Below are 14034 nucleotides of genomic sequence, written 5' to 3'. Positions count from 1 at the left end.
CGACGGCTCCGGGGCGTACGGCGGACGGGATCAGCCGTTGGTGTTCTCGAACCACTCCAGCCAGCTGATGCGCGGGCCGACGAGGCCGACGGCGGCGTTGCCGGCCTGGAGGCCCGACGACGACGAGGAGGAGGGCTGCTCGCCCCCACCGTGCGCCACCGCGGCGGTCGGCGCGATCACGGCGGCCGCCGCGGCGACGGTGGCGATCACGGCGAACTTGCGGAGCTTTCCACGAACCGACATCTCAGGTACTCCTTGATGGATGGTCAGCAGTCTGCACCGGCCGTCACGCGGGACGGCCGGGCGGCACACACGTTGGCACACGACCCGTAACGCCGGGCGCTTTCGCAACTCCGACGCGGCCCGGCGGGTGAGAAGTTACGCCGGGAGAGTGAAGCCGGGCCGGGGACCGCGGACCGGCACGCCTCCGCGGACCGGCGGCGCGCCGATGCTGGTCCCGGCACGGCCTGAGCAGGCCCGCCGCCGGCACCGCGACGGGGCCGGCCCACCGGACGAGACGGGTGAGCGCGATGTCCCGACAGTTGCTTTCCAGGGCCTTCAGGGCGGCGTGCGCGGCGGTGCTGCTCGCGGCCGGACCGGCCGCCGCCGGCGCGGCCTGCGGCGGCGCGGACCTCGCGGTGACGGCCGCGAACCCCGCGCCGGCGCCCGACGGCGGCAGCACCGAGCTGCACCCGGTGGTGGCCAACACCGGGGACGCCGCCACCACCGAGCCCTTCACGCTCTCCGTGCACCTCCCGCCCGGCGTGATCGGCTCCGGGACCTCCGCCACCGGCAGCTGCCGCACCCTGCCGTTCGGCCACACCGTGGCCTGCGACTTCCCGGCCGGGCTGGCGCCGGGCGCCACGGCCACGGCGGACGTGCGGATCTCCATCGCCTCCGGCATGGAGCCCGGGGTTCTGGAGGGCACCGCCGAGGCCGATCTGCCGGGCGACCCGACGCCGGCCGACAACAGCGCCGCCTTCGAGATCACCGTCCTCTGACCGCCCCCACCCCTCCACCGCAGGACGGCCTCCACCGTGGTCCTGCACACGACAACCGGCCGAAAGCAGGACAGCGCCGGGGCCGATTCACTACGGTCGTCCTCACGACAGCGGCACCGGCGGCACCGGACTCGTGGTCGGCGCGGCCCGCCGGGTGGGGCGGCAGGGGGTGGCATGGCACAGGCACGGAGGCGTCTGTCGCGTGCGGAGGCGGTGCGTCGGCGCACCGGAGCACAATTCATCGGCCGCAGAGCCCAGTTGGCGCTGTTCGCCGACAACCTCGCCCGCGATCCCGACCCCGACTGCGGGCCGGACCCGGCGGACTTCCTGTTCCATGTCCGCGGGGTGGGCGGGGTCGGCAAGTCCACCCTGCTCGCCCAGTGGCGCGAGGCGGCCCGGCGGGCCGGGGCGCTCACCGCGCTGGTCGACGAGACCGATGTGCACGGCGTCGAGACGGCGCTCACCGCCCTCGTCCGCCAGCTCGCCGAACAGGCGGGCCCGCTGCGGGAGTTCGACAAGGCGGTGGAGCAGTACCGGCGTTCGCTGCAGGCCGCGGCGGACCGCGAGCCGGAGCAGCCGCCCGGCGGGGAGGGCGCCTCGCTGCCGTCCCGGCTGGTGGCCCAGGCGGCGTTCGGGGCCGCCTCGGTGCTGCCGGGCGCGGGCGTGGTGGCGTCGATGGCCAACCCGGACGCCGTGGCCCAGGGCGCCGAGCGGCTCATCTCCGGGGTGCGCCAGCGCCGACGCGGCGGCGGCGACGTCGAGGAGTCGGCACTCAGCCGGGCCTTCGTCGCCGAGCTCGCCCGGCTGTCCGACCGCGACCGGGACCGCGGGCGGCGGCCGTGGGTCGTGCTGTTCCTCGACACCTGGGAGCTGACCGGCCGCTACCTCGACGGCTGGCTGCGGGAGATCCTCGACGACGCCTTCGGCCCGCTGCCGCTGGAGGTGGTCTTCGTGCTGGCCGGCCGGGACGAGCTGGCGGAGCGCGAGTGGGCGCCCTGGCGGCCGGTGCTGGTGGACGTCCCGCTGGAGGTGTTCACCGAGCAGGAGGCCCGGGACCTGCTGGCGGCCCGCGGGGTGACCGATCCCCTGGTGGTCGACGCCGTGCTGCGGATGTCGATGCGGCTGCCGCTGCTGGTCGCGCTGCTCGCGGCCGCCGACCCGGGCGCGGTCGAGGAGGTCGCCGACGTCGGCGCGGACATGGTCGACCAGGCGGTGGTGCGCTTCCTGCAGTGGATCCCCGAGCAGGAGCGCCGGGAGACCGTGCTGGCGGCGGCGCTCCCGCTGCAACTGAACCAGGACCTGTTCGCCTGCGCCGTGCCGGACGCCGAACCGGCCGCCTGGGCCTGGCTGTCGGCCCAGCCCTTCGTGACCGGGCGCGGCGACTTCCTGCAGTACCACGCCGTGGTCCGCACCAGCATGGTGCGCCGGCGCCGGATCCACACCCCCCGGGAGTGGACGGCCGCGCACACCCGGCTCGCCGAGCACCACGCCGCCGCGCGGGCGGCCGTCGAGCAGTACCTGCCGGCGGCCCGGCGCGGCGCCGACCCGCGCTGGCGCCGGCAGCTGCTGAACGAGCTCTACCACCTGCTCTGCGCGGACCCGCTGGCCCATCTCGCCCTGGCGCTGGAGCACACCGCCCGCACGGCGGGGGACGCGCCCGACGCGCTGGCGCCGTGGGCGGAGATGCTCGGCCAGGCCGCGCAGGACAGCGACGACGCCGAGCTGATCCGCTGGGCACGCCGGATCCACGCGGCCGCCGGCGGCGAGCAGCCCGTCCTGGAGACGCTGGACGCGCTGGCCGGACCGGGGCTGCCGACCCGGGTGCGGGCCTGGGCGCTCACCCACCGCGGCTACCAGTACTTCGTCGAGGACCGCGACGACGACGCGCTCGCCGATCTCGACCAGGCCGTCGTGATCGCCCCCGACCTGCCGCAGGCCCTCGCCTACCGCGGGCGGGTGCTCAACTGGCACGGCCACCACGGGCGCGCCCTGGCCGACTTCACCGCCGCGCTCGCCCTCGACCCCGAGTACGCCTGGGCGCTGTCCCGGCGCGGCGAGGCCCGGCAGCTGGCGGGGCTGGCCGAGGAGGCGATGGCCGACTTCACCGCGGCGCTCGCGCTGGACCCCGACGACGCCTGGGCGCTCGGCTCGCGCGGCCAGGCGCACCGGCTGGCCGGGCGGCTGGAGGAGGCGATCGCCGACCTCACCGCGGCCATCCTGCTCGACCCCGAGTACGCCTGGGCGCTCACCCAGCGCGGCGAGGCCTTCCGGACGGCGGGCCGGCTGGCCGAGGCGGTCGCCGACTTCACCGCGGCGCTCGCGCTGGACCCCGACGACGCCTGGGCGCTGAGCTCCCGGGGCCAGTCCTACCGGCAGGCCGGACGGCTGGACGAGGCGGTCGCCGATCTGACCGCCGCGCTGGCGCTCGGCCCGGACAACGCCTGGGCGCTCGCGGAGCGCGGCGAGGCGCACCGGCAGGCGGGCCGGCCGGAGGAGGCGGTCGCCGACTTCACGGCCTCGGTGGCGCTCAATCCGGAGAACGCCTGGGCGCTCGGCTCGCGCGCCCAGGCGCACCGGCAGGCCGGACGGCTGGACGAGGCGGTCGCGGACTTCACAGCGGCCCTCGCGCTGAACCCCGAGTACGCGTGGGCCATCGGCGAGCGCGGCGAGGCGCACCGGCAGGCCGGGCGGCTGGACGAGGCGGTCGCGGACTTCACAGCGGCCCTCGCGCTGGACGCGGAGTACGCCTGGGCGCTCGCCGAGCGCGGCGAGGCGCACCGGCAGGCCGGACGGCTGGAGGAGGCCGTGACGGACCTGTCGGCGGCACTGGCCCTCGACCCGGCGGACGTCTGGGCGCTGCGGGCGCGCGGCCAGGCGCACCGCCAGGCGGGACGGCTGGACGACGCGATCGCCGACCTGACCGCCGTCCTCGCGATCGACCCGGAGTACGCCTGGGCGCTGGCGCTGCGGGGCGAGGCGCACCGGCTCGCGGGGGACCTGGAGGAGGCGGTCGCCGATTTGACGGCGGCGCTCGCGCTCGAACCGGACGACGCTTGGGCGCTGGGTTCCCGGGGCCAGGCGCGCCGGCAGGCGGGCGAGGTCGAGGGGGCGGTCGCGGACCTCACGGCCGCCCTCGCCCAGAACCCGGACTACGCGTGGGCGCTCGCCGAGCGCGGTCAGGCGCACCGGCAGGCCGGGCGCACGGCGGAGGCGGTGGCCGACCTGTCCGCCGTGCTGGCCCGGGAGCCGGCGGACGTCGCGGTGCGCTGCGCCCTCGCGGCGGCGCTCCGGCACGACGGGCGGTTCGAGGAGGCCGGGGAGGTGCTGGAGGGGCTGGCACCGGAGGTGGCGGCGTCCTCGACGGTGCTGGTGGAGGTGGCGGTGCTGCGGTTGCTGACGGAGGGTCCGGCGGCCGCGGCGGAGGTGTGGGAGGCCTTCGCCGACTGCCCGTACGAGGATCCGGGCGACGCGTTCGAGCCGGGGGTGCGCAAGCTGCTGCACGGCCTGGTCGCCGGGGACGGCGAGCCGGAGGCGCTCGCCCTGGCCTTCCTCGCGGTGCCCGGTGCGCGGGCGGCACGGGCGGACGTCTGCCTGTACCTCGGTGAACTCGCGCGCGCCGCGACGCCGGTGGGTCCGCGGGCGGCCGCGGCGCTGCGGGTCCTGGAGTAGGCGGGCACCGAATGCCCGTTCGGGCAGACGAACCCGCGGGAGGTGCCGCCTGAATAGATCGTTTCGCTACATTCATGATCGACTTCCGAGCAGTCAGACCGTGTCCCCGGACGCCCCGAGACAGGATCCCGATGACCGAGCCCAGCTCCGCCGTCAGCCGCCGCACCCTGGTGACCGCCATCGGCGCCACGGCCGCCGCACTCGCCGCCGCCCCGGCCGCGCACGCCGCCGCGTCGGGCACCCCGACCGCTCCCGCCGCCCCGGCGCCGGCCGGCCAGGCCGCCCGCACCGTCACGGTGCCGGCCACCCGGTCCCGCTCGGCGGCCGGGCGCGCCGCCGCCGGGGCCCGCACCGACTTCCCGATCCACTACGTCGGCGTCAGCTGGGACGGCCCCCGCCGCGGCGGCGCCATCCGGCTGCACCACGAGGGCACCGGTCCCGGCGCCTGGCAGCCGCTCGCCGCGGGCTGCGCGGGCGGCCCCGACCTGCCGGCCGGGGCGGCCGGCGCCGGCTCCGCCCAGGGCGCGGCCGTGCTCGTCCCGGCCGGCGGCGCCGTCGGCTACGACCTGCGGCTGCCCGACGGCGCGGCCAACCTGCGCTCCACCGCCCTCGACACCACCCAGGGGCCGGCCCGCACCGCCACGCTCTCCCCGACCGCGCCGGTCACCTTCTGCGGCGTCGAGTACCTCAGCCGCGCCGCGTGGGGCGCCGACGAGTCCAAGCGCTTCAAGAACGGCGTGGAGAACTCCCCCGCCAAGTACTACCCGCTGCAGACCCTGACGGTGCACCACACCGACACCCCGAACGCGGACGCCGACCCGGCCGCCACCGTGCGGGCGATATACGAGTACCACGCGATCACCAACGACTGGGGCGACATCGGCTACCACTTCCTCATCGACGAGGCCGGCCGGATCTACGAGGGCCGCTGGTCCGGCGACGACGGCCTCCCGGCGCACGACGCCAACGGCAACGTGGTGACCGCCTTCCACACCTCCGGCTTCAACTCCGGCAACCTCGGCGTCGCCCTGCTCGGCACCCTGACCGGCCAGCAGCCCACCGCCGCGGCCCGCCGCTCGCTGACCCTGGTGCTCGCCCTGCTCACCCGCACCCACGGACTGGACCCGCAGGCCCACGTCACCTTCGTCAACCCGGTCAACGGCGTCACCAAGCCGGTCGACCTGATCAGCGGCCACCGCGACTGGCTGGCCACCGACTGCCCCGGCGGCACGATGTACGCCACGCTGCCCGCCCTGCGGGCCGAGGTCGCCGCGCTCTGACGGCACGGCCGCGCCGCGTCCGGGCCCGGGCGCGGCGCGGCACCCGCCGCCGGACGCGTCCGCCGCGGGCCCGGGCGACCGTGACCGGGGTACCGGCCGGGCTGGCCCGCCCGCGGTCAGGCGTGCTCGATGCCGGCCGCTCCGTCCAGGCCCAGCAGGCCGACGGCCCGCTCGCGCATCTCGACCTTGCGGATCTTCCCGGTGACCGTCATCGGGAACTCGTCCACCAGGTGCACGTAGCGCGGCACCTTGTAGTGCGCGATCCGGCCCGCGCAGTACGCGCGCAGCGCCTCGGCGGTCAGCTCGGGCGCGCCGGGCCGCAGCCGGACCCAGGCCATCAGCTCCTCGCCGTACTTGGCGTCGGGCACCCCGATGACCTGGACGTCCTGGATGTCCGGGTGGGTGTACAGGAACTCCTCGATCTCGCGCGGGTAGATGTTCTCCCCGCCGCGGATCACCATGTCCTTGAGCCGGCCGGTGATGTTGAGGTAGCCCTCCTCGTCCATCACCGCGAGGTCTCCGGTGTGCATCCAGCCCTCGGCGTCGACCGCCTCGGCGGTGCGGTCCGGCTGGTCCCAGTAGCCGAGCATCACCGAGTAGCCGCGGGTGCGCAGTTCGCCGGGCGTGCCGCGCGGGACGGTCTCACCGGTCTCCGGGTCGGCCACCTTGACCTCCAGGTGCGGACCGACCCGGCCGACGGTGGAGACCCGCCGCTCCAGCGGGTCCTCGGCGCGGGTCTGGGTGGAGACCGGGGAGGTCTCGGTCATGCCGTAGCAGATGGAGACGTCCCGCATGCCCATCCGGTCGACGACCTGCTTCATCACCTCGATCGGGCAGGGCGAGCCGGCCATGATCCCGGTGCGCAGGCTGGACAGGTCGTGGTCCGCGAAACCCGGGTCGTTGAGTTCGGCGATGAACATGGTCGGCACGCCGTAGAGCGAGGTGCAGCGCTCGGCGGCCACCGCGCGCAGGGTGGCGACGGGCTCGAAGGCCGGGGCGGGGATCACCACGCAGGCGCCGTGCGAGAGCGCCGCCAGGTTCCCCATCACCATGCCGAAGCAGTGGTAGAAGGGGACCGGCACGCAGATCCGGTCCGCCTCCGTGTAGCCGCACAACTCGCCGACGAAGTACCCGTTGTTGAGGATGTTGCGGTGCGAGAGCGTGGCGCCCTTGGGGAAGCCGGTGGTGCCGGAGGTGTACTGGATGTTGATCGGATCGTCCGGGCTCAGCCCCGCCCCGATCGCGGCCGGGCGCCCGCGGTCGCCGCGCTCCCCCGCCGCCAGCAGCTCCGCCCACCCGGGCGAGCCGATCAGCAGCACGTCGCGCAGTTCGGGGCAGCGCGGGCCCGCCTCGGCGAGCATGCCCGCGTAGTCGGAGGTCTTGAAGCCCGGCACCGCCACGACCGTGCGGATCCCCGACTGCCGCAGCACGTACTCGACCTCGTGGGCGCGGTAGCCGGGGTTGACGGTCACCAGGATCGCGCCGATCCGCGCGGTGGCGTACTGCGTCAGCACCCACTCCGGGCAGTTGGGCGCCCAGATCCCGACCCGGTCACCGGTCCGCACCCCGAGCCCGAGCAGTCCGAGCGCGAGCCGGTCCACCTCCGCCGCCAGCTCCCGGTAGGTCCAGCGCCGCCCGCTCGGGACGTCCACCAGCGCCTCGCGGTCGGGGTGCGCGGCGACGGCGCGGTCGAGCGCGGCACCGATGGTGTGGTCCAGCAGCGGCACGGAGGTGCCGCCGGCGCTGATGCTCGGGGAAGGGGAGGGCGAGGTCATGGCGAGGGCTCCTGGACTCGTCCGGCACAGGGCGACCGAGTCTACGCAGCCCGTCCCGCCCCGTCACCCACTCGCGCACCACGAACCTGCCGGTCAGGCCAGGACGACGGGCCTGCCGGTGAGGGCCACCCCGGCGCCGCGCAGGTCCTCCAGGGCCATGGCGGTGGAGTCGGCGGCGACCCCGGCGGTGTAGTCGAGCAGCACGCGGACGGCGAACCCGGCCGTGGCGCCGTCGAGCGCGGTGGCCCGGACGCAGTGGTCGGTGGCGATGCCGACGACGTCGAGGTCGTCGACGCCCCGGGCGCGCAGCCAGTCGGCCAGCGGGGTGCCGTCGGCGGTGGAGCCCTCGAATCCGCTCTTGGAGGCGGAACGGGCCCCCTTGAAGAAGACCTCGTCGACCGCTCCGTCGGCCACCACGGGCGCAAAGTCCGGGTGGAACTCCCCGCCCTCGCTGCCGGCCACGCAGTGCACCGGGAAGGAGTCCCGGAAGTCCGGCCGCGCGGAGAAGTGCGGGCCCGGGTCGATGTGGTGGTCCCGGGTGGCGACGACGTACGCGTAGTCGCCGGCACCGCCGCGGACCAGGTCGGCGATGGCCGCGGCCCGCCCGGCGCCGCCCTTGACCGGGACGCTGCCGCCCTCGCAGAAGTCCTTCTGCACATCGACGACGATCAGAGCACGGCCCACGGCGGGATCCCTTCACGGGGAGGCGGTTCGGTCCCCGTATGCTCGCGGCCCCCGGCGCGCGGCGTGCGGCGCACGCGCCGAGGGCTCACCCGATCGGGTGCGGGTGCGGGTGCGGGTGCGGCGGAGCCTGCCCGCCGCACCCGCGCTGCCACGGCCGTCAGCCCGTCAGCCCGTCAGGCGGAGGCGGCGTCGCGCGCGGCGGCGCCCTGCGGCGCGCCGGTGGCGGCCTTCGGGGCGCCGGTGGCGGGCGGCACCGGGATGGTCGCGGCGACCGCGGCGGCGACCAGGGCCACACCGCAGCCGATCAGCAGGCCGACCCGGAAGCCGGTCTCGGAGGGCAGCACATGGCCGCCCGTGGTGGTGGTCAGTTGGGCGAGCACCACGCCGACCACCGCGGCGGAGACCGAGGTGCCGAGCGAGCGCATCAGGGTGTTGAAGCTGTTCGCCGAGGCCGTCTCGGACATCGGCACGGCGCTCATGATCAGCGCCGGCATCGCGCCGTAGGCGAGGCCCACACCGGCGTTGCAGACCAGCGTCACGATCAGCACGCCCCAGGTGGAGCCGATCAGCAGCATCGACAGCCCGTACCCGGCGGCGATCGCCAGGGCGCCGACGACCAGGGTGAACTTCGGGCCGCGCGCCGTCGAGAGCCGGGCGCCGAGCGGCGAGACGACCATCATCATCAGACCGGACGGGGCCATCCACAGGCCCATGGCCAGCATCGACTGGCCCAGGCCGTAGCCGGTGGCCGAGGGCAGCTGGAGCAGCTGCGGGATGATCAGCGCCTGCGCGTACATCCCGAAGCCGACCAGCACGGACGCCGCGTTGGTCAGCAGCACCCGGGGGCGTGCGGTGACCCGCAGGTCGACCAGCGGTTCGGAGATCCGCAGCTCCCACGCGCCCCAGGCCAGCAGCAGGACGACGGCGGCGGCGAACAGGCCGAGCGTCGTCCCGTCGGTCCAGCCCCAGTCGCCGCCCTTGGAGACCGGCAGCAGCAGGCAGACCAGGCCCGCGCCGAGGCCGAGCGCGCCCAGGGCGTCGAAGCGGCCGCCGGCCGGCTCGGTGGCGGGGGCGGGCACCAGGAAGCGGATCATCGCGGCGATCGCCAGGGTGAGGACGGCCGCGCCCCAGAACAGCACCCGCCAGCTGGCGTACTGGGCGACCGCCGCCGAGATGGGCAGACCGAGACCGCCGCCGATCCCCATCGAGGCGCTGACCAGGGCGATCGCGGAGCCGAGCCGCTCGGGCGGCAGCACCTCGCGGAGCAGGCTGATGCCGAGCGGGACCACGCCCATGCCCATGCCCTGCAGTCCGCGCCCGACGATCATCGGCAGGACGGAGGAGGTCAGCGCGCAGATCACCGAGCCGACCAGCAGCGGGGCGCAGCAGGCCAGCAGCATCCGCCGCTTGCCGAACAGGTCGCCGAGCCGGCCGCTTATCGGCACGAACACGGCGGCCGACAGCAGGGTCGCGGTGATCACCCAGGAGGCGTTGGACGCGGAGGTGTCCAGGATCTTCGGCAGCTCGCCGATCAGCGGGGTGACCAGGGTCTGCATGATCGCCGCCACCGTGCCGGTGAGGGCGAGCGTGGCAACGATCCCCCTGGTCCGGTCGGGGGCGGCGGTCTGTGGGGCTGTCATCGGCGGGGCTCCTCGGGTTCGCGCTGCGGGCAACGAATATGCATCCTACACATGATATGCATGATGCACATCAGCTCCAGTGCGCGCACGCCTGCCATACTGTGCGGAAACATCGCAGGTCAGGGCGCCGGAGCCAGGGACGGGAAGGACGACGCCATGAGCGGACCCAACGGACCCAGCGGACCGAACGAACCGGGTGGCCCCACGGACGAGGTGGCCTTCGAGTACATGGTGCTCAGCCGCCACCACTACCTGAGCCCGGCCGGCGCCCGGCCGCACGGCAGCCGGCTCGACCGCAGCGCGTACATCCTGCTCAGCCGGATCCGGGTCCAGGGCCCGATGTCGATCGGCGAGCTCAGCGACGCCTTCGGGCTCGACGCCTCCACCCTCAACCGGCAGACCGCCGCGATGACCCGGGCCGGGCTGGTCGAGCGGATCCCCGACCCGGAGGGCGGGCTGGCCCGCAAGTTCCGCATCACCGAGGAGGGCGACCGGCGGCTCGACGAGGACCGCGCGGCGCACGCCCACGCCCTCGGCCTGGTGATGGAGGACTGGCCCGCCGAGGACGTCACGACCTTCGCCGCGTTCCTGCGACGCTTCAACACCGGCATCGAGCGGCTCGACGGGCGGCCCTGGCCCCGCCCCTGACAGCGACACCCCCGCCGGACCCGCCACCCACCAGGAGCCCGCCCCATGGACCGCCCCCAGGCCCCCGCCCTCCTCCTCGACGCGCTCGCCCCCGCGCACCCGGCCGGCATCCTGGACGCCGCCGAGCAGGCCGAACGCCGGGGCGCGGACCGGCTGGTGGTCTCCGAGACCGCCTACGACCCGTTCCTCCAGCTGGCCCGCGCCGCCGACCGCACCAGCTCCATCGAGCTGGCCACCGGGGTCGCGGTGGCCCTCGCCCGGACCCCGATGACCCTCGCCTACCAGGCCTGGGGCCTGCACGCGGCCTCCGGCGGGCGGGCCGTCATCGGGCTGGGCTCACAGGTCAAGCCGCACATCGAGAAGCGCTTCGGGATGCCCTGGGACCGGCCCGCCGCCCGGATGCGCGAGTACGTCCACGCGGTGCGGGCGATCTGGCACAGCTGGCAGACCGGTGAACGGCTGCGCTTCCGGGGCGACTTCTACACCCACACGGTGATGACGCCGGTCTTCTCCCCCGATCCCGTCCCGGCCGGGGTGCCGCGGATCCTGCTGGCGGGCGTCGGTCCGCTGATGGTGCGCACCGCGGGCGCGGTGGCGGACGGCTTCCTCAGCCACCCCTTCACCTCGGTCGACTACCTGGCCCGGCAGGTGCTGCCCGCGCTCGCCGAGGAGCGCGGGCGCGCCGAGGCCGAGGGCGCGGCCTGGACCGGGCGGCCCTTCGAGATCGTCGGCAGCGTGCTCACGGCGACCGGGCGCACCGAGGAGGAGCTGGGCGCCAACCTGGCGGCCGTCCGCGAGCGGCTCGCCTTCTACGCCTCCACGCCCGCCTACCGCCCGGTGCTGGCCCTGCACGGCTGGGAGGGGCTGCACGAGGAGCTGCACCGGCTCTCGCTGCGCGGCCGCTGGCCCGAGATGGCCGCGCTGATCGACGACCGGGTCCTCGACACCTTCGCCGTCACCGGCACGGTCGAGGAGGCCGCCCGGGAGATCCACCGCCGGTACGCGGGCCTGGCCACCCGGGTCTCGGTGAGCCTGCCGGAGGACGCCGCGCCGGACCTCGGCCTGGACGTGCTGGACGCCCTGCGCGCGCTCGACCGGCCCGCTCCGCGCTGAGCCGGCGCCGCCCGGCAACGCCGTGCTGCCGGTGATCCGCTGAGGGTTCCTCAGGGTCCGGCGGGCCGCCCCCAGGTCGCCGGACCGCGGCGGCTACGCTCCGCAGTCGCCGTACGGTGGACGACCAGGCCGGGGAAACCGGACGCGCCGTATCATTCGGCGGTTCGGTCCGCCTCGCGGTCCGCCGCGGCCTCCTCCGTCCCGGACCGGCCGCGCGCGGCCACCATCTCGGCGTACACCCGCGCGCCGCGGTCCGGTGCGAGGTCGAGGCAGGCCAGCACTCCGGGGACGGCGATGCTGGGCATCAGGTGCCGGTACAGCGTGGAGACCCGGTAGCCGAGGTCGGCCCGGCCGGTGAACCGCTGCGACTGGAGCTGCACGCCCACCCACGACGCCGTCATCAGCCCGGCCGTGTCGGCCGGCACCACGTGCGGCAGCAGCTCACCGCGTTCGCCCGCCGCGATCAGCAGCCGCTCCAGCCGGGCGATCCACCCCGGCGCGGCGTCGAACCCCAGGTGGCCCTCCGCGCCCTGGTCCACCGAGAGCCGCACCCCGGCGCTGACCAGCGGGTCGATCGGCACCAGATGGGTGACCACCATCCCGGTGTCCACGAACTCCTGCAGCTTGCACGGGCGTTCCGGTACGGCCTCGGCCTCGAACTGTCCCTCGATGACACCCTGCGCCAGCTCGCGCTTGGACGCGAAGTGGAAGTAGACGGCGCCCCGGGTGACCCCGGCCCGGGCGACCACCTCGCCGATGGTGGCCCGCTCGTATCCGCACTCGTCGAACACCGAGGCCGCGGCCTCCAGAATCAGCCGCCGCGTCCGCAACGCCCGCTCCTGTCGCGCCACCACGACCACCCCCGCCCACATGCGCAGAAACAAAACCAAACAGCCCGTATCTTACCCGGGACCGTCGGCCGGCCCGGCGGCGCTCCCCGGCGGGGCCCTCGGACACGCGGTGTCAGAGGATACCCACGGGACGGTCGCCCCCGGTCCGGTGCCCCGGCACCGGACGTCAGCCCAGCACGGCGACCGCCTCCACCTCGACGAGCTGGTCGTCGTACCCGAGCACGGAGACGCCGAGCAGGGTGCTCGGCACGTCGTGCGCACCGAGGTACTCGCGGTACACGTCCCAGACGGCGACCAGGTCGGCCTGCCGGGAGGAGGCGACGTACACCGTGGTGCGCACCAGGTCGGTGAGCGCGGCGCCCTCGTCCTCCAGGACGGTCACCAGGTTCCGCATCACCTGGTGGGCCTGCCCCGCGTAGTCGCCCACCGCCACGGTGCGCCCCTCGGCGTCCAGCGGGCAGGCGCCGGCCAGCCAGAGCGAGCGGACCGGCGCGTCGACGGCGGCCGCGTAGGCGTAGTCGACGGCCTGGGTGAGGCGGTGGTTGCGGATCAGCCTGACGGAACTGCTCATGGGTCCCTCCCGGACGGTCGTTCGTACCGCGCCCCATCGTTGGCACCGCCCGCGGGACCGTCAATCGATTTCCGGACGACGGCCCCGGCGGACCGGGGTCCGCGGCCGGTGAATTCACCGCTGCGGGTGATGGCGGGGTACCCGCTCCGGCCGGGATCCTGGTGGTTCGCCGCCGACCGAGGGGGTTCACGTGCCGTTCCCGCACCTCAGCAGGACCTGGGGCCGCCGCCGGATGCTGGGCCTGGCCCTGGGGTCCGGCCTCGCCCCCGCCCTGGGCGCCGGGCCGGCCGCCGCCCGTCCCCGCGGCGGGGGCGCGGACCTCGCGCTCGGCCAGCGGGTCGCCGCCGTGGCCACCGCCCAGATCGGGGTGCCGTACGCCTGGGGCGGCGGGGACCGGCTGGGTGCGGGCCTCGGCTTCTGCGACGAGGAGAACGGCTACCTCGACGGCCAGTGCCTGGGCGAGAGCACGGTCGGCTACGACTGCAGCGGCCTGTCGCTGTACTGCTGGTACCGGGCGAGCGCCGGCGCCGTGGAACTGGCGCACTACACCGTCGCCCAGTACCACCGCTCCGCCCCGGTGGAGCGGTCCGCGCTGCTCCCCGGCGACCTGCTGTTCTTCTCCCGCCCCGACGCGCCGCTGCACCACGTGGGCCTGTGGGCCGGGGACGGCGCGATGATCCACGCCGAGCACACCGGCACCCTGGTGGCCCGGCTGGAGGGCGTGCTCGACATCCCGCGCTGGTCCCGCGAGTTCGCCGGCGCCCGCCGCCCGCTGCCGTCCGGCTGAGCGTCCGGGAGGCGG

General features: G+C 75.5%; 12 protein-coding genes. 6 read left to right on the top strand and 6 right to left on the bottom strand.

Annotation, left to right across the window (positions count from 1 at the left end):
* Nucleotides 1-30 precede the first annotated feature (30 nt).
* A complete protein-coding gene (locus tag ACFC0B_RS03070; RefSeq protein ID WP_376081314.1) occupies nucleotides 31-243 on the bottom strand; it encodes a hypothetical protein in 213 nt (70 codons plus the stop codon).
* Nucleotides 244-530: 287 nt separating this feature from the next.
* On the opposite strand from ACFC0B_RS03070, the gene ACFC0B_RS03065 reads away from it, so the two are divergent.
* The 3 genes from ACFC0B_RS03065 to ACFC0B_RS03055 all read left to right on the top strand — a co-directional run bounded on the left by ACFC0B_RS03065 (nucleotide 531) and on the right by ACFC0B_RS03055 (nucleotide 5950).
* Nucleotides 531-1001: a hypothetical protein gene (locus ACFC0B_RS03065; protein WP_376081312.1), complete on the top strand. Its 471-nt coding sequence runs from the start codon at nucleotides 531-533 to the stop codon at nucleotides 999-1001.
* 258 nt (nucleotides 1002-1259) lie between these two features.
* Nucleotides 1260-4670, top strand: coding sequence for a tetratricopeptide repeat protein (locus ACFC0B_RS03060; RefSeq protein ID WP_376081310.1), 3411 nt, complete (start codon nucleotides 1260-1262; stop codon nucleotides 4668-4670).
* A gap of 131 nt (nucleotides 4671-4801) precedes the next feature.
* Entirely contained in the window at nucleotides 4802-5950 is a 1149-nt protein-coding gene (locus ACFC0B_RS03055; protein WP_376081307.1) for a peptidoglycan recognition family protein, read from the top strand.
* Nucleotides 5951-6066: 116 nt separating this feature from the next.
* Here ACFC0B_RS03055 and ACFC0B_RS03050 read toward each other — a convergent pair whose 3' ends face one another.
* The 3 genes from ACFC0B_RS03050 to ACFC0B_RS03040 all read right to left on the bottom strand — a co-directional run bounded on the left by ACFC0B_RS03050 (nucleotide 6067) and on the right by ACFC0B_RS03040 (nucleotide 10049).
* Nucleotides 6067-7725, bottom strand: a complete 1659-nt coding sequence (locus ACFC0B_RS03050) for an AMP-binding protein (RefSeq protein ID WP_376081305.1) — start codon at nucleotides 7723-7725, stop codon at nucleotides 6067-6069.
* 93 nt (nucleotides 7726-7818) lie between these two features.
* Nucleotides 7819-8409, bottom strand: a complete 591-nt coding sequence (locus ACFC0B_RS03045; RefSeq protein ID WP_376081302.1) for an isochorismatase family protein — start codon at nucleotides 8407-8409, stop codon at nucleotides 7819-7821.
* Nucleotides 8410-8582: 173 nt separating this feature from the next.
* Nucleotides 8583-10049, bottom strand: a complete 1467-nt coding sequence (locus tag ACFC0B_RS03040; RefSeq protein ID WP_376081300.1) for an MFS transporter — start codon at nucleotides 10047-10049, stop codon at nucleotides 8583-8585.
* A gap of 156 nt (nucleotides 10050-10205) precedes the next feature.
* Between ACFC0B_RS03040 and ACFC0B_RS03035 the strand changes: the two genes are divergently transcribed.
* Nucleotides 10206-10697 (top strand): MarR family winged helix-turn-helix transcriptional regulator, encoded by a 492-nt coding sequence (locus ACFC0B_RS03035; protein ID WP_376081298.1) that lies wholly within the window; start codon nucleotides 10206-10208, stop codon nucleotides 10695-10697.
* Nucleotides 10698-10742: 45 nt separating this feature from the next.
* The gene (locus tag ACFC0B_RS03030; RefSeq protein WP_376081296.1) at nucleotides 10743-11810 is read left to right on the top strand and encodes a TIGR03617 family F420-dependent LLM class oxidoreductase; all 1068 of its coding nucleotides are present in this window, start codon (nucleotides 10743-10745) and stop codon (nucleotides 11808-11810) included.
* 152 nt (nucleotides 11811-11962) lie between these two features.
* On the opposite strand, the gene ACFC0B_RS03025 is transcribed toward ACFC0B_RS03030, so the two are convergent.
* Together ACFC0B_RS03025 and ACFC0B_RS03020 are read right to left on the bottom strand one after the other, a co-directional pair.
* Complete coding sequence (locus ACFC0B_RS03025; protein ID WP_376081293.1) at nucleotides 11963-12640, bottom strand: ScbR family autoregulator-binding transcription factor; 678 nt, start codon at nucleotides 12638-12640, stop codon at nucleotides 11963-11965.
* 187 nt (nucleotides 12641-12827) lie between these two features.
* Entirely contained in the window at nucleotides 12828-13232 is a 405-nt protein-coding gene (locus ACFC0B_RS03020) for a RidA family protein (RefSeq protein WP_376081292.1), read from the bottom strand.
* 190 nt (nucleotides 13233-13422) lie between these two features.
* Between ACFC0B_RS03020 and ACFC0B_RS03015 the strand changes: the two genes are divergently transcribed.
* A complete protein-coding gene (locus ACFC0B_RS03015; protein WP_376081289.1) occupies nucleotides 13423-14019 on the top strand; it encodes a C40 family peptidase in 597 nt (198 codons plus the stop codon).
* The last annotated feature ends 15 nt before the right edge of the window (nucleotides 14020-14034 follow it).

Source organism: Kitasatospora sp. NPDC056184, from assembly GCF_042268405.1.
GTDB lineage: Bacteria > Actinomycetota > Actinomycetes > Streptomycetales > Streptomycetaceae > Kitasatospora.
The sequence above is the reverse complement of the archived record's forward strand: the minus strand, read 5'-3'. Positions and strand labels throughout refer to the sequence as shown.